Here is an 18,531-nt window from a genome sequence, read left to right as displayed (position 1 = left end):
GACGTTCGGACCAACGATTAAAAATACTCTTTTAAATCAGGTCATTTTCCGAGTCGGCTAGTAATTTGTCTGTAAAATCGCGCGAGCGAAAATCGCATCACGCGCCATCCGAGGGCGCGTCAAAAGAAGAAAAGGCCGTTGCCATGAACATGCAGAACACTGTTGCCGCATTGCGCGGCGGGTTGCTTCAGCAGGACCGGCTGCTGAAGCTCGATACGCCATTGGGCGCCAACGTGCTGACCGTGCAGCGGGCCGTCGGCCGGTCGCGCATCGGGCGCGCGTACGAATTCACGCTCGATGTGCTGTCGACTGACAGCGATCTGGAGCTTAAAAAGCTGATCGCGCAGCCGGTCACGTTGTGGATCCAGCAAGGCGATCGCAGCTACCGGCCGATCAACGGGTACGTGCACACCGCGCGCCGCCTCGGCGCCGACGGCGGGCTCACGACCTATCAGCTCACGTTCGCCGATTTCACCCATTTCCTGAAGTTTCGCCGAGACCAGCGGCTCTGGAACGACACGACCGTCGACCAGATCATCAGCGACGTGCTGAACCAGCATCCGCAGGCGCAGGGGCATTTCCGCTTCGCGCTGTCGAAACCGCTGCCGAGCCGTTCATACACGCGTCAGCACGATACCGACTGGCATTTCGTGCATCGGCTGATGGAGAGCGAAGGCCTCTACAGCACATGGCAGCAGGCCGACGACGGCAAGTCGCATACGCTCGTGATCACCGACAACCTGCAGGCGTTCGCGCCGCTGTCGCCGGAGACCGTGCGCTTCTATCGGGGCGGCGCGGCGAGCGAAGCCGACGCGTTCACGCAATGGTCGGGCTCGCGCATGCTGCAGAGCGTGACCCGGACGACGCGCACGTTCGACTACAAGAATCCGTCGCAACCGTCGAACCCGAAGGGCACGACGCTGCCGACGATGGGCGGCCAGGGCGAATTGCCCGACCAGCTCGAAGTCTACGAGTACACCGGTGCGTACACGTATCTGGAGCAGACGCGCGGCGACCATCTGACGAAGCTGCGGATGGAGGAATGGGAGTCGCAAGCGAAGCGCTTCCACGGCGCGGGCGGCGTGCGCGCGATCGATGCCGGCCGTCGTTTTACGCTGGCGGATCATCCCGAACACGATCGCGATCCGGCCGACCAGCGCGAGTTCGCGGCGATCGGCGTCGAATGGTGGATCGAGAACAACCTGCCCGTCGCGAGCAGTAGCGCGGATTTTCCGTACAGCCTGCGCGACACGTTGACGCAAGCGCAGGAGGGCTACGGTGCCGACGCCGCGTTCCGCGTGCCGCACGACGACGGCTCGGTCGGCTTCTATCTCGTCGAGGTCGAAGCGCAGCGCGTGAGCGTGCCGTATCGCAGCCCGTTCGAGCACGAGAAGCCGAAGATGCATCTCGAGACGGCCATCGTCGTCGGGCCGCAGGGCGAGGAAGTCTATACAGATGAGCTGAACCGGATTCGTGTGCAGTTCGTATGGGATCGTCTGAACCCGGGCAACGAGAACGCGTCGTGCTGGGTGCGCGTCGTGCAGTCGGATACCGGCGGCGGCTACGGTGGCGTGCACGTGCCGCGCATCGGCGAGGAAGTGCTGATCGACTACGTGGGTGGCGATTGCGACCGGCCTTTGGCAGTCGGGCGCGTGTACAACGGCGCGAACCAGCCGCAGTGGCATAGCGACGGGATTCTGTCCGGGTATCGATCGAAAGAGTATTCGGGCAGTGGCTACAACCACCTCGTGATGGACGACGCGACCGGGCAGAACCGCGTGCAGCTGATGAGCAGCAGCGCGAACAGCCTGCTGCATCTCGGCTACCTGATCGACCAGAACGGCAATTCGCGCGGGTCGTATCTGGGCAGTGGCTTCGATCTGCGTTCGGATGCGTATGGCGCGGTGCGGGCGAGTCAGGGCCTGTACGTGACCACGCACCCGAAGGCGCCGAACAGCCAGCCGCTCGACGTGAAGGAAGCGCAGCAGCAACTGGTGACGGGCGAAAGCCTGGTCGAGGCGATGTCGGGCGTGAGCGAGCAGCATCAGGCGGAAAGCCTCAAGGAAGCCCACGACACGATGCGCGCGTTCACCGACGCGACGCTGGACAGCGCGTCGGGCAACGCGTCCGGCGGACGCACGGCAGGCGGCGGCACGGGCAGCGCGAATGCGTTCAAGGAGCCGGTGATGCTGTTCGGCAGCCCGTCGGGGATCGGGATGTCGACACAGCAGTCGCTGCACGTGGTCGCGAACGATCACGTGAACGTCGCGAGCGGACAGAGCGTGCACGTCGCCGCAGGCAAGTCGCTGATCGGCAGCATCGGGCAGAAGCTGAGCCTGTTCGTTCAGAACGCGGGGATGAAGCTGTTCGCCGGCAAGGGCAAGGTCGAGATCCAGGCGCAGTCGGACAACGTCGAGGTGACCGCGCAGAAGGCGGTGAAGGTTGTGTCCGCAACCGACCGGATCGAGATCGCGGCCGACCAGGGGATTCTGCTGACGAGTGGCGGCGGGTACATCCGCATCAAGGACGGCAACATCGAGATTCATACGCCGGGTGCGGTCGATGTGAAGGGCGCGTCGCATACGTTCGCGGGCCCGGCGAGCATGGGTTATCCGCTGCCGAGCCCGCGGCCGGATCAGCCGGGGCAGTTGGAGCTGTTTCACAAGTACGTGAACGGCGAGGCGGTGAAGGGCGGGCTGTTCACGGTGAGAGACGTGAACGGCGCCGTGCTGAAGAAAGGGGCGCTCGACAACAGCGGCTATACGGCGGTGAGCGGTTTGCCGCCGGGTGCGGTGCGTGTCGAGTTCGGGAAGGATCCGCGCGAGTCGGCTCAACCCGCAAATTACTTCAAGCAGGCGCAGTGGCCGGTCGAACCCGTCGAGCCGTCGCCGCAGGCGGCGCAAGCCGCGGCGACGGACCAGCTCGCGAGCCAGTTGAAGGGGATGGCGCCTGCGGCGACGACGGCTGCGATGGGGCTTGCGAGCGGAGGTGGAGCCGGTGCTGCATTGGGCGGACTGGCGAGTTCCGCATTGCCGGCTGCCGCAAGTGCGCTGGGTGGGGCAGGCGCTGTTTCCGCGCTACAGACGGCATCGAGCCTGGGCAGTGCCGCGAAGCAGGTGGCCGGGATGGTGCAGGCAGCTCGCCAAGGCGGGCTCGCGGCGCTGGCCACGCCGGCTGCGAAGGCGGCATCCGGTGCGCTGCAGGGCGCGCTACCTGGTGTCGCCGGGATCGCCGGAAAGGGCGCTACGACGGTGGCGTCGGCCGCCGGTGCGACCGGCATGAAGCTTCCGACGAGCGGGTTCGGCGGACCGCTGAAATCCTGAGAGGGCGGCTCGTCAGCCGTCTTGAAAAAACGAATTGAACGAACAACGACATGGCACAACAACTTCCACCGGGCGCCGAGAAGGAACAGGCCGTTTCCTGGCTCAGCGATATTTCGCCGAAAGACGTAGCGGCGGGCGGCGACCGTTTCAACAAGTGGCTGCTCAAGATCAGCGGCAATCACATTTCGTTCGAGGATCTCAAGACCTTCGCAAGCGCGGTGCCGATCATCGGCAACCTGATGGCGTTTTACGATGCGGTGTGCGACATCGTGATGATCGTCGAGAAGCGCCACGCCAATCTGCTCGATTACCTTGGGCTTGCGATCAACCTGATCGGCGTCATTCCGGTTCCGCCGCCGCTGGCATCGTTTCGACTGTCGGCACGGCCGCTGCTGGCGCTCGTGCGCAATCAATTGCTGGTGTCTCGCGGCAATCTCGGCGCGGCGCTCATTTCGGTGCTCGTCACGCATGTCAACGCCGCGGCCGCGACCGAAATCGAGAACTTCCTGAAGACCCTGCAGGACGTTCTTGTCGAACTGCTGAACGACTGCGCGCATAAGGCGCAGGAGTTGATGCTCGGTATTGCTACCGGGCTGGAACTCGCCCTCAAAGGGCAAATTTTCGACAGCAGCGCCAACGTGCGGCGTACTGCGCAGATCGCCCGGAAGATGGACAAGCGATCCTGGTACAACCCGATGCTGGTGGTTGATGCGATCGAGTACGGTTACGAAGGTTCGATCGCGTTGGGGAAGGAAGCCGGGAACGCGACGGTCGGGACCGCTGCGAAGCTTGCTCCGGACTCGTGGCTGCAACCGTTCCGCGATATCGTCGCGTTCCTGAAGGACGAGGCGCCGAAAGTCGCGAAGGCGATCCGCGATCTGAACGGCAGCGAAGAAGGCAAGATGCTGTGGCTGATCGCGCAAGTGATCGAGGCCGTGGCAAGGGTGCGCGCACGCGGGAAGCTTCACGAAAAGACCGCCGACGTGCCGCCCGGCGGCAAGGGGCGCGCGCAGCACGATCGTCCTCAGGAGCCGGCGGGTGCGATCGGACAGCAGGCGCATGCGGAAGGTGCCGGCCAGAGTCCTTGTAAAAGTTGCGGAATTGGCGCGTCGACCGGGTCGATCGATTTTGCTTTCGGCGATGAGACTTTCACTCACACGGACTTTGAACTGCCCGGCGCACTGCCGCTCGTCTGGGCGCGCACGTACCGGTCGCGCCTTTCCGCATACGACAACGGGGAACTTGGCGCGCGGTGGCTCACGCCGTATACGACGCGCATCGATGTCGAGGGCGATACATGGTTCTTTCGCGATGCCAGCGGGCGCAGCATCGAATATCGCGCGCTTGCAGCCGGAGGTGTGCATGACGATCTCGCGGAAAACCTGACGCTGACGCGTCTGGACGAGACGTGGGTCGCGATTGCATACGGCCACGACGAGCTTCACGTGTATGAACGGCGCGGCAATGCGTTCCGGCTGGCGATGCAGAAGGATCGTGCGGGCAATGCGATCACGCTCGATTACGACGCGCTCGACCGCGTGGCACGCCTGATCGATGCGAGCGGCAATGTGCTGTCGTTCGAGCACGACAAGCAAGGCCGGATCGTGATGATCGAGCAGGTGCTCGACGATGGAAAGCGCCGTACGCTTGCGAGTTACGCCTATGACGAAGCAGGCGATCTCGTGCGCGCAACCGACCGGTACGGCAACGCGTGGAGCTATCAGTACCACCGTCATCTCGTGACGCGCTATACCGATCGCACTGGCCGCGGGATGACGCTCGAATGGGACGGCGCGGACGCTGAAGACAACGCGAACGCGAAATGCGTGCGCGAGTACGCGGACGACGGTAGCCTCGATATCCGCCTTGCATGGCATCCGAACATTCGGCTGACCTACGTGACCGATGCGCTCGGTCAGACGTCACGCTACTACTTCAACATCAAGGGATACGTTTATCGAATCGCCTATCCGGACGGCAGCGAGGAATGGTTCCGGCGCGACGAGCATAACAATCTGACGCTGCACATTCTGCAGGACGGCAGCATCGAGCAGATGCGTTATGACGCACGTGGCAACCGGACATGGCACGAGCGCGCGGACGGCAGCATCGTCGAGATGGCGTACGACGACAAGGATCAGATGATCCGGCTCGTCGATCCGAACGGGCATGTGTGGCAGCGCAAGTACGACGATGCGGGCAATCTCGTCGAGGAAATCGATCCGCTCGAGCATGCGACGAAGTACGCCTACAACGACAAGGGGTTGCCTACGCAGATCACCGATGCGAAGGGCGGCTCGAAGGCGCTTGGATACAACGACGCCGGGCAATTGACGAGCTACACGGACTGCTCCGGAAAGAAGACGGAGTGGCGGTACGACGATATCGGCCGCGTGATCGAGACAAAGGACGCGTCCGGTGGCGTGGTTGCCTATGGTTATGGCCCGAACGGCCAATTGACGGAGACGCGTTCGCCGGCCGGTGTCGAGCACGTGCAATACGATGCTGAAGGCCGGTTGTTGCGGCATACGGATCAACTCAATCGATCGACCCGATACGGCTACGATGCAGCGGGTCGTATTGCGAGCCGCGCGGATGCGCTCGGGCAGACGATTGCGTATCGCTACGACCGTCTCGGCCGCTTGACCGCGCTGACCGATGCGAACCTTGCGACGTACCAGTTCCACTACGATCCGGCAGGGCGGTTGATCGAGGAAATCGGTTTTGACGGCAAGTCGACGCGTTATCAATACGACCCGGACAGCGGCAGCCTTGTTTCGGTTGATGAAGCGGGTTGCGTGACGTCGATCGACGTCGACGCAAACGGTCGCCTGATGAAGCGTGTGGCGGGGGAAAGCGAGGAACGGTTTGCCTACGACCGGAGCGGCAGGCTGATCGACGCGGTGAACCGGTACAGCCGCGTGCAGTTCTTCTTCGATCCGGTCGGCAATCTGGTGCGCGAACATCACGCGTACGATTTGTTCGGCGAGCGGCGTAGCTACGTCTGGCACCACGAATACGACGAGCTCGGCAACCGACGACGTACCGTGCGGCCGGATGGGCATGCGGTTGACTGGCTGATGTATGGCTCGGGGCATGTGCACGGGATGCTGCTCGATGGCGACGAGCGTGTGCAATTCGAGCGCGATGACCTGCATCGCGAGACGGTACGCATGTTGTCGAGCAAGGTCGGACAGCGCACGCATTACGACCCGGCAGGACGCGTGCTGCAGCAGACGATCCAGCGGTCGACCTCGCCCGCGCCGCTCGCCGAGCGGCGGTATCGCTATGACGCGGTCGGGCAGTTGTCGCGGATCGAGGATAGTCGCAAGGGCGGGACGGACTATCGATACGATCCGGTCGGGCGGCTGATCGAGGCGATCAGTCCGGTCGCGAAGGAGCGGTTTGCGTTCGACCCGGCGAGCAACGTCATCGATCCGGTGCGGTCCACCGAAACACCGGTCTACCGGTCGAGCCCGGTGCGGCCGGAAAGCACGTTGCCGGTCGAGGTGCCGAAGGTGTTGGGCAATCTGCTGAAGGCGTATGCGGGGATGCACTTCGAGTACGACGCGCGCGGGAATCTGGTGCTCAAGCGCACGCCGGCGGGGGAGCAGGAATACGAGTGGGATGAGTTCAATCGCTTGCTGTCGGCGCGGGTTGCGGAGGCGTCGCGGCAGAGTCAGTCACGGTATTTCTATGATGCGTTCGGTCGTCGTATTGCGAAGGAGGTGAACGGCGAGCGGATAGTGTTCGGGTGGGATGGCGACACGCTGGCGTACGAGAGCGATGGCGAGCGCGGCACGCACTATCTGTACGAGCCGGGAACGTTTGTGCCGCTGGCGCAGTATGTGGCGGAACCGGTTGAGGGAATCTCGACGCCGGAGTGGAAGAGTACCGACCGCTACGTGCCGGAGGATGATCCGCTTCAGAAGATGCCGGAGCGGCGGGGTGACGCGGCGCTGTTCTATTACCACTGCGATCAGATCGGGACGCCGCAGTTGCTGACGGATGACGACGGCGACGTCGTGTGGGAAGCGTCATATAAGGCGTGGGGCGAAGCGCGGGAGGTCATTGCGCGAGCGTCGAAGGCAGCTGGGATCACGGCGAGGAATCCGCTGCGGTTTCAGGGGCAGCAGGGAGATGACGAGACGGGGCTGCATTACAACCGGTATCGGTACTATGATCCGAGTAGTGGCCGGTTTATTAGCAAGGACCCGATCGGTCTCGCGGGAGGTATCAATGTCTATCAATACGCGCTCAACCCTGTAGAGTGGATCGATCCGCTGGGTTTGAGTCGCTTCAAGAAAGGGAGCTGGGGGCCGTGTAAGAAAGGTACAGGTCTCACGTACACTGTTTTTCAGCAGGATATTGATTGGGATATGGAGCATCGAGGGAAAACCAATTTGCAACGAGCAATGGAAGGTGGTGCGCCATTTATGATGAAAGACGGCGTGCCTCAGCAGATTCAATTGCACCATTCTCGTCAACAATCAACCGGTCCCTTGTTCGAAGTAACAACCAGCACACATAGGGCTGCCAGGGGCGCAGGTCGCGAGGCATTGCATCCGTATGGAAATCAAAAGAATCCTGATTTCCCCGTTGATCGCGATGCCTTTGACATTGATCGAAAGCAATACTGGCAGGATCGCGCGGCAGAGGCAAATGCATCAAAAAATGGAGGGTGTAATCTGTGATTCCATCAACAGTCGATCAGTATCTGGCTGGATCTACCGGTGACGTCGCCAGAGGTGATCCGAAAGCAGCCATGAGGGCACTTCAAGATCTGGGCGTTGCTTCGGATACTGATTTTGGGCAGTTCTACCTCAAGTATCAGGGTGGCTTTATAAGTTCGCGACCTGTTGCTGAGTTGCTTGATATCGAGGGGCCATCTATTCCCGCAATTCCGGACCAAACGGATTATGTTAGGGATCGCTACGGTATTCCGGAGCAGTATCTGGCTTTAACGTCGGATGAAAGCGAAGGTATGTACCTGTACAGTAAGGATGATGGTGCTGTCTACGATCTCGATATTTCGGTTTTAAACGATTTCATAAATGGGAAGATCCCGGCTCGCTGGGCTACATTTAATGATTTCTTGATATGGTATTTTGAGTCACGGGTATAGATAAAAAGGGCCGCGAGAGCGGCCCTTGTTGTTTGTGTGATGAGTTGAAACTCGGCGTTCAGGTGGCGGTGATGGTGAGCTTGCCGTGTTCGAAATGAACGCGAACCTTCTGACTAGCGTGGAAACCTGCATTGTGGACCAGCTGTTGATGTCCACGCAAAATTGACCCACCTGAGGCAGCAATTTTCATCGAATTTTGACACACACGATCGAACGGCGTCGTATAAGGCGTGGGGCGAAGCGGGGAGATGATTGCGCGAATTTCGAAGGCCGCGGGCATCGTACGAAGAACCCGCTGTAGTTTCGGGGGGCAGGTGTTGAAAATAAAGGGCAGCGATGTTGGCAGTGTTGCGGGAATTTGGTGGAATTTCATTCATCTTTGATTTGAAAGAGTGTGAGGTATTCCTCGGGACGCTCAATGGTCTCAAGGAACGTCAAAAATTCGAAACGCTCGTGAGTGATAGATCGGGCGGGGAAGTGACGATGGCTTTAGAAATACAAAAGATGGTGCGGAGGTTATTTTGTCGGCCGAGGCGTGTGAATATGCCGGTCACAAACTGGAGGAGTTGAAGATGGGTGGATGATTTTCGACGCCTGAATTCGTACGGTTGAGAAATTTGAAATCGAATGGCAAGGTCGTGGATACTTTTTTTTGTTCTCAGAAATTAGCCTTGCAAGCGCGAATCGTATCAAAGGATTCGATCGATCTTGCGGGTGGCGATAACCTCTATCAATATGCGCCGACCCCGATGCGGTGGATCGATACGCATCACGAAACGCCCATACGCCGATGACTGCGAGAAGATCTCGCAGATGAATGAGAAATCAACAATGACGTGACGATAGGAAAGCAGCAGGGTTGGGGCCAGAAACAGTATGACCAGGCTCTGCGCGGAATCATTGCACGAGAGCGGGCCGAGCTGAAAGCAGGGAACCGTATGCTCAACAAGAACCATCGATCATGGGCGTGTCCAAACTGAGTGAGGAAATATGACGAAAATCTGGACCACAGAGGCGGACTATCCGGAAAGTCGGATGGCGCTCTACGATGAGGTAAAAAATGGCGTGGATCGCTTCGAGTTGCAGGCGGCAACTCGCCTCGTAAGATCTGATCCATTGGTATTCGAGCTTCCCAAAAAGGGTCTTTCAAAGATTCAAGATTACGGCGTCATCTGGTCGGACATCTTGATTCCGCTCGTAAGCGAAGCGGTGCGTATTGCGATTGAGGAGCTGGCGATTGACGGCGACGTACAGTTCATTCCGGCAGTTATTAAATCGAATGGAGAGGCTATCGGTGGCTCATACTTTCTTCTCAATCCGATGAGGAAAGTTGACGTGGTCGATCACGACGCTTCTGAGCCGATAGTGGTGAAAATATCGGGATTCCCTGATGCCAAAGTCGGCTTCAAAAAGATGGTCTTGCGCTCCGATTTCTCTGCCAATGGTATTGGCCGGCAATACGACTCTCCGACATACATTGTCGTGGGGGATCAACTGGCTGACGCTGTATTGCGTGCCACGAAGAAGGGAGTCAGGTTCACAACGGGTATCCCGCCGGCCGGTTGATGCCAAACTGACCGACTGCTCCCCCGGAGCAGAGCGCACATTCGGCCATTGGGTTCGATAGTTGGGGCGAGGCGAAGCAACTCGCAAGTAGTCTTGGCGGAGTCAGACTGGGATTGGCCAGGATGTGACTTGATATGGTTATTATGCGATCCGTTCCGTAATTTTTATCCTCTTGTCGTTCGTAACAGCGTCATATGCCGACGATTTCTGGCCGAGAGCTGCAGCGGCCCCTGATCTGATGCATCCGAAGCTCTTCAAAGCCAATGGTTTGAGTTTCCAGCTTCCGGCAGATTGGCGGATCACGGCAAACGATCCGCTCCAGGGCACCGATGGCCGAGGAGTTAGTATCGAAGCCGACAAATCCGCATTCGAGGTACTGAATCTGGACGTCGTCGTTCAGGTGCTGCGAACCAAGGTCGCACCTTCTTCCGAAGGTACGGCGCAGTACCTGTACGAGAGCCAGGTCGACGACAAGCCCGCCCAGTACACGAAGCCGGAATTTGCACCGTTCATGCTGAACGGCAAGTATCCGGCGCTTGCTTCGCGCTATATGCACACGATCTTCAATCAAGACGAACTCTACGCGCATCGTCTCGATCTCGTCACCAGCAAGGTCTGTGGCAAGGGCTGGACCTGCGTGATCTTCTCGTCCGGATTGGCCGCGAACGAGCGCGCCGCCGAAGCAGGGCATGGCCAAGATCTACGAAACGGTCCGCTACCAACCCTGAAGGGCAGTCCGACGCGGGAAACTAGACGTGGTCCCGAATGACGGTATTACATGAGCCAACTGACCGACAGCCGCCACAGCGCCAACCCCGCGCATACGAACTTGGCATAATCACGCCTTGCTCGACACGAGCGCCGCTGCGCAGACACGCTTGTGCAACCGCCGCATCTTGGCTCGGGCGTATTGACTCCAGTCCCGTTACCACCGCAATACCCATGTCGACCATCACCGCGACCACCGCGTCGCTGAAACACATTCTCGAACATCCCGGCGATTTTTCCGGTTGGCTCTGCCTGCCGCCGATGCCCTGGACGCTCGATACAGAGGGCGCATTCACCGAAGACGCCAACGACCCCGAAGCCGCCACGCCGCCCGCTACCGCACCGCAACCCGGCTGGCGCGTCACGCTGAATAGCGCGACGATCGAGGACATCGTGATCAATGCGCATGACCAGGTCGACGAACCGAGCGTCGCGCAATTGTTCGACGCGTTCGTGTTCTACGTCGACAACGGGGAATTCATTCTGCTCTGACGACGCACGACGCACGACGCACGACGCACGACGCACGACGCACGACGCACGACGCACGACGCACGACGCACGACGCACGACGCACGACGCACGACGCACGACGACGCGCCCCACGCACCACAGTAAAAAAGGACCGCCGAGCGGTCCTTTCTTCACGAAGCGTCAACATCCGAACGAAGCCTGCCCCTCAAGGCAACGAAATCGTCAAATTCGCCGACTCCGGCCCGACCTTGATCACCTGCGAATAAGGCGCCAACGCCTGCAGCGTCTTGTCCTTGAGATAGGTATTGAGCCCGAGATACCCGAGCAGGGCCACCAGCGCAAACACCGCCCCGATCGCCCAAACCGGCACCTCCCGCTTCAGCCGATGCGCGATCTGATCCGGCAGCGGCCAATGCGGCGCAAACGCCGCCCGCTTGCCCTTCATATGCGCGATCTCATCCCCCAGCCGCGCGGTCAGATACGCGAGCTTCTCCGGCCCCTCGAGCAGATACTTGCCCTGGAACCCGAGCAGCAGGCACATATGAAACACCTCGAGCGACTGCAACCGCGCCGCGCCTTGCGCGCGACATTCCTCGAGATACTGAAAGAACTTCTCCCCCGCGAGCTGCTCGCCGAACAGCACGAGCTGCAGCGGCCGGCGTTCCCAGTCGGTGCGGATCTTGAACTGCGACGACAGCACCATTTCATCGACCGCCGCGCAATACGCGAACTTCGCGCCATACACGTCCTCGGCCGGGATGTTCAGCTTCTTCGCGCCACGCTCGAAATCCGCCAGAAACTCCTGGATCTTCGTGCTGAACTCGCTCGCGCTGTCCGGCTCGCGGCCGTTCTTGAGCAGGAACAGCATGAAGAACCCGTCGTACAGCAGGTCGAGCAGCGAACGGGCCTGGAACGCGGCGTCGGTCGACGCCGGGGTATGCAGCGGGGCCGGCGCGTTGTCGCCGAACAGGGAAGGCGCGTAGCTCATGATGTGACCGCGATCAGTTCGAATTTCAGGTCATTGATGCCAGTCGGCGCGTAGATCATCGCGGACTGGGCCTGCAGCATGCGCTCGTACAACGCGCCGCGCGAGTCGAGCTGGAAATAGCATGCACCGGGCCGCACCGGAATCGCGGGCGGCACCTGCGGCATGTACGACAGCCGCACGCCGGGCATTGCCGACAGCACGAGCTTGTCGACGTCGTCGGGCGCGCCGACCTTGAAGCGCGCCGGCACCGCATCGATGAGCTCGACGTTCGGCATGTCCGCTGACACCGCGAGATAGAACTCGGTCTTGTCGTCGATCTTGCCCGAATCGAGGCGGCCGAGGTGGAACGACGGACGCACCTCGTCGAGCGTGATCGCGAAGTAGCGCGTCGAGATCACGGTGTCGAGCAGCTCGCGCAGCATCAGGTCGAGACGCGCAAAGCTCGGGCCCGGATCGTCATGGCGATACACGGGCAGGTCGGCGAGCGTGTAGCCCTTCGAGAACGTCATCAGCTGCCCCGCGAGGCGCAGCAGTTCCTGGAACAGCCGCTCCGGATGCAGCGCCGCGTGCTGGTGCAGGTGCGCGAGCGTCGCGAACGCGGCGTTCGCCGTGTGCAGCAGCCAGAACGACGCGATGTCGCCCGAGCGGAATTCGATGATGTTCTTCGACGGTTCGCGGTGAAAACCGTACAGCGCGTTCACCTTCGCCTGCAGCGCGTCGACGAGCTGGCGCAGCCGTTGGTGCAGGATCGGCGACGCGTCGATCGCGAGGCACGGCGGCACGAAGTTGTCGTCCATCTCGAAGCCGGACGTCGCGGTGCGGCGCACGCGCACGAGCGGCACCGACAGCAGCTGGTCGCGCGGCTCGCTGTGCGCGATCAGCTTGACCTGCGTCTTCAGAAACGTGATGTCGGCTTCGGCGGCGTCGGTGAAGTTGTCGGCGACGCTCGTCTGCTCGCTGACGAAGCGCGTGATGAAGCCGGCGGCGGGATCGTCGCTGTAGTTGGTGCCGTTCTCGCGCAGCGGGTGCAGCGCGAGGTAGAACACGAATTCGTTGATGCCTTCCGGCAGCGTGTCGAGCGCGATCGGCGGCGGCAGGTCGTCGGCCTGCGGCGCGGCATAAAGCGCGCCGTCCGGGAACACGAGCGCGAGCTCGGCCACGCGCAGCACGTTGCTGCCGAGCGCATCGCGGTCGATGCGCACCGAGCGCACGCCCCAGTTGTACGGCTGGATCGCCTGGATGGATTCGAACAGGCGCGCCTCGTGATACGCGTCCTGCCGCTGAAAGTGTTGAGGCCGGAGGAACAGCCCTTCCCCCCACAGCACCTTGGCCGAATAACTCATGTCAAATCCGGTTAATGTCGCGTTGCGATGTAATCGATTTGTTCGTGCCCGAATTAATCGCCATTTTGTTAACTCTTGTTAAATGACATTCGTGCGTCATGTTTAACCGCAGGTCACCGACGAAAGCAAATTCAGCGGTTGCGAAGGCGCACCCTGTTGCGGTGCGATGACAGAGCCGTCGGTGACCGTCATCGCGCAATTATGCAGGCCGATGATTATGCCGGATTTCTCCGACTTTGCCGGGTCGAACGTCAGTTTCCATCGCTGGATTGCGGGATCGCGGAACAGCGCGACGATGCCGAATGCCTGCGCTTCGCGCGACAGCTTTTCGGTTGCCGTATAGCGCTGGCCCGGAATCAGCGTGATTTCACGCACGTTCAGCAGATCGGCGCCCAGCGCGGCCTTTTCCTTGGTCGGATCGGTGAATGCATCGAACGGCGCTTGCTGGAACGAAGTCGGATCCTTCAGCGCGTAGAGCCTGACCACTAACGCGAGCGGCTTGTGATCGTTCGCGGCATTGAGGTTCGGCGCGGCGGCGAGCGTGAGCCCGATGTTGCGCGGCGGTTTCTGGGCATCCGGCACGTCGGGCTTGCCGACGCCGGCGGCCTGCATGACGGCGCTCGCGGCGGAGCCGAGCAGCGGGGCGGCCGCGCATCCGGCCAGGAGCGCGCAGGCAATCAGCGGCAGCGCATAGCGAATCATGGACGATCTCATCGTGTTTCCGGCGTGCCGCCTTTAACTCCCCTGTCAAAACTGCCGGGTATTTCCGCGTTCGCCGCGAATCCCCGGCGTATCGGCCGTTCAACTATTAAGCACACGCGCACGGCAGCGTGCCTTCGGAAATTTTTTCCGTCGTTCGCGCAAAGCGTTGCAGGCCAAGTAAAACTTGCGCATTCCGGTCGATGCGAAAGCCGTCGGCGAGCCGCTGCCAGAGGCGTTTCGAGGGGGTAGCGCACGATTTTAAAAGGAATTACTCTGCACGCAGCGATTGAATTATGAAAAATTGATCGGTACTATACCCGCGCGCTTCTTGCAAAGCAAAAGAACCAGATTCTCAACGATTTTAATACTCACGCGCCGGTGGATATAACGATGAAAGACCGTCTCTTCGCAAAACTTTCTGGGGTAGTGCTGGCTTGCGGCGTGATCGCCGGTTGTGCGAGCCAGCCGCCGGCGCCGCCGTCTGCCGAGGTGTTCAACAAGTCGCTGGCCGATGCGGACGCCGTCGCGAAATCGGGTGACCAGGACAAGGCGCTCGGCCTGTACCAGCAGCTCGCGAAGTCGGATCCGACGCGCGAGGAGCCGTGGTCGCGCATCGCGCAGATCCAGTTTGCCCAGAACCACTACGGCCAGGCGATCGTCGCCGCGCAGGAAGCACTGCAGCGCGACGCGACCGACCGTCAGGCGAAGAGCGTGCTCGCGGTCGCGGGGCTGCGGATCGCGACGCAGTCGCTCGGCGAACTGCGCCAGGATTCGTCGCTCGCGGGCGATGCGAAGTCGGACGCGCAGGCGCTCGCGAAGCAGCTGCGCGACACGCTCGGCGAATCGGCGCTGTTCCCGCCGGAGCAGAAGGCGCAAACGCGCAAGGTCGTGCGTCGCCAGATTCACCGTCCGAAGGCCGGCGCCGGCGCTGCAACCGAGGTCGCCGCCGGTGCTGCCACCACGCCGACGGCGTCGGGCAACACCGCGCCGCAGAAGGGCGGCGCCGATCCGTTCAGCGCACTGCGCAACTGACCGCAACTGACGCGATAACCACAACTAACCTGGGAGCCGTCGAGATGGCCAAGAAAGAAAGCATTCAGAAAAGCTTGCAGAAAATACGGCCGCCGCGCGTCCAGCTGACCTACGAGGTCGAGAAGGGCGACGCGATCGAGGTAAAGGAACTGCCGTTCGTCGTCGGGGTCGTCGGCGATCTGGCGGGCCAGTCGGAAGTCGAGCAGCCGAAGCTGCGCGACCGCAAGTTCGTCAACATCGACCGTGACAACTTCGACGACGTGATGAAGGCGATCGAGCCGCGTGCCGCGTTCCAGGTGGAAAACCGCCTGAGCCCGGAAGGCGGCAAGTTCGCGGTCGACCTGAAGTTCCGTTCGCTGTCGGATTTCAGCCCGGACGAAGTCGTCGAACAGGTCGACCCGCTGCGCCGCCTGCTCGAGGCGCGCTCGAAGCTCGCCGACCTGCGCAACAAGCTCGCCGGCAACGACAAGCTCGAGGACCTGCTGTCCGAAGTGCTGAAGAACACGCAGCAGCTGCAGGAGCTCGCGAAGGGCACCGGCGGCGACAAAGACGGCGAATGACGACGGAGTGTTGAGATGAACCAGCAAACGGCTGCGGCCCAAGCGAGCGGCGCGGAATACGCCGCCGGGACTTCGCTGCTCGACGACATCGTCGAGAAGAGCAAGGTCGCGAAATCCGATTCCGAGCATGCACGTGCGAAGGACCTGATCGGCGAACTCGTGCACCAGGTGCTCGACGGCACGGTGATCGTGTCGGACAACCTGTCGGCGACGATCGACGCGCGCGTCGCGGAACTCGATCGCCTGATCTCCACGCAGCTGTCCGCGGTGATGCACGCGCCGGAATTCCAGCGCCTCGAAAGCACGTGGCGCGGGATGGATTACCTGGTCAAGGAAAGCAACACCGGCCAGACGATCAAGATCAAGGCGCTGCACGCACCGAAGCGCGACCTCGTGCGCGACTTCAAGGGCGCGAGCGAGTTCGACCAGAGCGCGCTGTTCAAGAAGGTCTACGAAGAAGAGTTCGGCACGTTCGGCGGCTCGCCGTTCGGTGCGCTGATCGGCGATTACGAGATCTCGCGCCAGCCGGAAGACATGTACTTCATCGAGCAGATGTCGCACGTCGCGGCGGCCGCGCACGCGCCGTTCATCGCGTCGGCGTCGCCCGAGCTGCTCGGCCTCGAGTCGTTCTCCGACCTCGGCAAGCCGCGCGATCTCGGCAAGGTGTTCGACACGGTCGAATACGCGAAGTGGAAGTCGTTCCGCGATTCGGAAGACTCGCGCTACGTCGGCCTCACGCTGCCGCGCTTCCTCGGCCGCCTGCCGTTCAATCCGAAGGACGGCCAGACGGCGGAGAACTTCAACTTCGTCGAGGACGTCGACGGCACCGAGCACGACAAGTACCTGTGGTGCAACGCGGCGTGGGCGTTCGCGGCACGCCTGACGGCCGCGTTCGACGACTTCGGCTGGTGCGCGGCGATCCGCGGCGTCGAGGGCGGCGGCCTCGTCGAGGACCTGCCGACCCACACGTTCAAGACCGACGACGGTGAAGTCGCGCTGAAGTGCCCGACCGAAATCGCGATCACCGATCGCCGCGAGAAGGAGCTGAGCGACCTCGGCTTTATCCCGCTCGTGCATTGCAAGAACTCGGATTACGCTGCGTTCTTCGCCGCGCAATCGGTGCAGAAACCGAAAAAATACAGCACCGACAGCGCGAATGCGAACGCCGTCCTGTCCGCCCAGCTTCAGTACATCTTCTCGGTATCGCGCGTCGCGCACTACCTGAAGGCGATGATGCGGGACAAGATCGGCAGCTTCGCATCGGCGCAGAACGTGGAGACTTTCCTCAACCGGTGGATTTCGCAGTACGTCCTGCTCGACGACAACGCATCGCAGGAACAGAAGGCGCAATTTCCGCTGCGCGAGGCATCCATACAAGTGTCGGAGATTCCGGGCAAGCCGGGCTCGTATCGTTCGGTCGCGTTCCTGCGTCCGCACTTTCAGCTCGACGAACTCTCGATTTCTCTGCGACTTGTCGCTGATCTGCCCAAACCGGCAAATTCATAAGCGAGTAAATCGCCCGGGCGGGCCGCCTGGGTAGGACGTTAAAACCACCTCTTTGGGGAGTCGAAGGGCCATGTTACATATGCACTTGCAGTTTGGTAGTCCGGCGGTGAAGGGTGAATCCGCGGACAAGGACCATCAAGGCTGGATCGAGCTGAAATCGTGGGATCACTCGATCGTTCAGCCGCGTTCGGCAACGGCATCGACCGCAGGCGGTCACACGATGACGCGCTGCGAGCACGGCGACATGATTTTCACGAAGGAAATCGATTCGTCGAGCCCGCTGCTGTATCAGCACGCATCGGGCGGCACCACGTTCGACGAAGTGACGGTCCATTTCTCGCGCGCGGACGGTGAAGGCAAGCGCGTGCAGTATCTGGAAGTGAAGCTCAAGTACGTGATCATCTCGAGCATCGCACCGAGCGTTCGCGAAGAAGGTCTGCCGCTCGAGACGTTCTCGCTGAAGTACGCGGCCGTGCAGTGGAAGCAGACCCAGCAGAAGATCGGCGGCAACCAGGGCGGCAACACGCAAGGCGCCTGGAGCCTGACGAAGAACGACAAGACCTACGCGGTCTAAGGTCGGTTGCGGCAACGGGGCGCTCGGCGTCCCGTTGCCGTTTTCGCTGTGCACGCCGGCCGATGAAAAGATTCGAACCCAGTTTTCTCGACAAGCTGTTCGACGACGAACCGCATCTGCCGGCCTCGGCCGCGATGCGGCAATTGTCGCTGGACGAGCTCAAGAACACGGTCGCCCGCGACGTCGAGGCGATTCTCAACACCCGTATCGCGCACACCGAAATCGAGCTGGCCGCGCTGCCGGAGTGCCAGAAGTCGGTGCTGACCTACGGGCTGAACGATTTCGCGGGGCTGAGCCTCGCGAGTCACTACGACCGCGCGTTCATCTGCAAGTCGATCCAGCAGGCCATCGCGCGCCACGAGCCGCGGCTGCAGCAGGTGCAGGTGACGTTCGAGCTGAACGAGCAATCGACCAACGCGCTTTACTTCGCGATCCAGGCGCTGCTCGTCGTGCACCCGGCCGAGGAGCCGGTGAGTTTCGATGCGATGCTGCAGCCGTCGACGCTGCAGTATTCGGTCACGCGCGCACGCGCGGCCAGAATGCTGTGAATCGAGCTGCCGAGCGGGCCGG

15 protein-coding genes are annotated in these 18,531 nt (G+C 61.3%); 11 read left to right on the top strand and 4 right to left on the bottom strand.

What is annotated here, in order from left to right; genetic code table 11:
• Positions 1-143: 143 nt before the first annotated feature.
• From U4Z31_RS14640 to U4Z31_RS14630, 3 genes are all read left to right on the top strand, one after another.
• The gene (locus tag U4Z31_RS14640) at positions 144-3,323 is read left to right on the top strand and encodes a type VI secretion system Vgr family protein (RefSeq protein WP_321810700.1); all 3,180 of its coding nucleotides are present in this window, start codon (positions 144-146) and stop codon (positions 3,321-3,323) included.
• 50 nt (positions 3,324-3,373) lie between these two features.
• Positions 3,374-8,017, top strand: a complete 4,644-nt coding sequence (locus U4Z31_RS14635) for an RHS repeat-associated core domain-containing protein (RefSeq protein ID WP_321810699.1) — start codon at positions 3,374-3,376, stop codon at positions 8,015-8,017.
• A gap of 71 nt (positions 8,018-8,088) precedes the next feature.
• Complete coding sequence (locus U4Z31_RS14630; RefSeq protein WP_321801720.1) at positions 8,089-8,448, top strand: SMI1/KNR4 family protein; 360 nt, start codon at positions 8,089-8,091, stop codon at positions 8,446-8,448.
• A 58-nt stretch (positions 8,449-8,506) separates the two neighbouring features.
• Here the strand turns inward: U4Z31_RS14630 and U4Z31_RS14625 are convergent, their stop codons facing one another.
• Positions 8,507-8,821, bottom strand: a complete 315-nt coding sequence (locus tag U4Z31_RS14625; RefSeq protein WP_321801722.1) for a hypothetical protein — start codon at positions 8,819-8,821, stop codon at positions 8,507-8,509.
• A gap of 662 nt (positions 8,822-9,483) precedes the next feature.
• Between U4Z31_RS14625 and U4Z31_RS14620 the strand changes: the two genes are divergently transcribed.
• The 3 genes from U4Z31_RS14620 to U4Z31_RS14610 all read left to right on the top strand — a co-directional run bounded on the left by U4Z31_RS14620 (position 9,484) and on the right by U4Z31_RS14610 (position 11,274).
• A complete protein-coding gene (locus tag U4Z31_RS14620; protein ID WP_321810698.1) occupies positions 9,484-10,014 on the top strand; it encodes an imm11 family protein in 531 nt (176 codons plus the stop codon).
• Between the two features lie 238 nt (positions 10,015-10,252).
• Positions 10,253-10,783 (top strand): hypothetical protein, encoded by a 531-nt coding sequence (locus tag U4Z31_RS14615; protein ID WP_321810697.1) that lies wholly within the window; start codon positions 10,253-10,255, stop codon positions 10,781-10,783.
• A gap of 173 nt (positions 10,784-10,956) precedes the next feature.
• Positions 10,957-11,274, top strand: coding sequence for a hypothetical protein (locus tag U4Z31_RS14610; protein WP_321810696.1), 318 nt, complete (start codon positions 10,957-10,959; stop codon positions 11,272-11,274).
• A 187-nt stretch (positions 11,275-11,461) separates the two neighbouring features.
• Here the strand turns inward: U4Z31_RS14610 and icmH are convergent, their stop codons facing one another.
• From icmH to tssJ, 3 genes are all read right to left on the bottom strand, one after another.
• Positions 11,462-12,244 carry a type IVB secretion system protein IcmH/DotU gene (gene icmH, locus U4Z31_RS14605; protein ID WP_044845934.1) on the bottom strand — a complete coding sequence of 261 codons (783 nt, stop codon included), beginning with the start codon at positions 12,242-12,244 and terminating at the stop codon, positions 11,462-11,464.
• A complete protein-coding gene (gene tssK, locus U4Z31_RS14600) occupies positions 12,241-13,587 on the bottom strand; it encodes a type VI secretion system baseplate subunit TssK (RefSeq protein ID WP_321810695.1) in 1,347 nt (448 codons plus the stop codon). The genes icmH and tssK overlap by 4 nt, the downstream gene beginning before the upstream one ends.
• 102 nt (positions 13,588-13,689) lie before the next feature.
• A complete protein-coding gene (gene tssJ, locus U4Z31_RS14595; RefSeq protein ID WP_044845932.1) occupies positions 13,690-14,301 on the bottom strand; it encodes a type VI secretion system lipoprotein TssJ in 612 nt (203 codons plus the stop codon).
• Between the two features lie 378 nt (positions 14,302-14,679).
• Between tssJ and U4Z31_RS14590 the strand changes: the two genes are divergently transcribed.
• The 5 genes from U4Z31_RS14590 to tssE all read left to right on the top strand — a co-directional run bounded on the left by U4Z31_RS14590 (position 14,680) and on the right by tssE (position 18,509).
• Positions 14,680-15,321 (top strand): tetratricopeptide repeat protein, encoded by a 642-nt coding sequence (locus U4Z31_RS14590; RefSeq protein ID WP_124522218.1) that lies wholly within the window; start codon positions 14,680-14,682, stop codon positions 15,319-15,321.
• Between the two features lie 44 nt (positions 15,322-15,365).
• Complete coding sequence (tssB, locus tag U4Z31_RS14585; RefSeq protein WP_321810694.1) at positions 15,366-15,881, top strand: type VI secretion system contractile sheath small subunit; 516 nt, start codon at positions 15,366-15,368, stop codon at positions 15,879-15,881.
• Positions 15,882-15,896: 15 nt separating this feature from the next.
• A complete protein-coding gene (gene tssC / locus U4Z31_RS14580) occupies positions 15,897-17,387 on the top strand; it encodes a type VI secretion system contractile sheath large subunit (protein WP_006751237.1) in 1,491 nt (496 codons plus the stop codon).
• A gap of 70 nt (positions 17,388-17,457) precedes the next feature.
• Positions 17,458-17,961, top strand: a complete 504-nt coding sequence (locus U4Z31_RS14575; RefSeq protein WP_006477093.1) for an Hcp family type VI secretion system effector — start codon at positions 17,458-17,460, stop codon at positions 17,959-17,961.
• Between the two features lie 62 nt (positions 17,962-18,023).
• Positions 18,024-18,509: a type VI secretion system baseplate subunit TssE gene (tssE, locus tag U4Z31_RS14570; protein ID WP_044845929.1), complete on the top strand. Its 486-nt coding sequence runs from the start codon at positions 18,024-18,026 to the stop codon at positions 18,507-18,509.
• The last annotated feature ends 22 nt before the right edge of the window (positions 18,510-18,531 follow it).

Source organism: Burkholderia sp. BCC1985 (assembly GCF_905339915.1).
Taxonomy (GTDB): Bacteria; Pseudomonadota; Gammaproteobacteria; order Burkholderiales; family Burkholderiaceae; genus Burkholderia.
The sequence above is the reverse complement of the archived record's forward strand: the minus strand, read 5'-3'. Positions and strand labels throughout refer to the sequence as shown.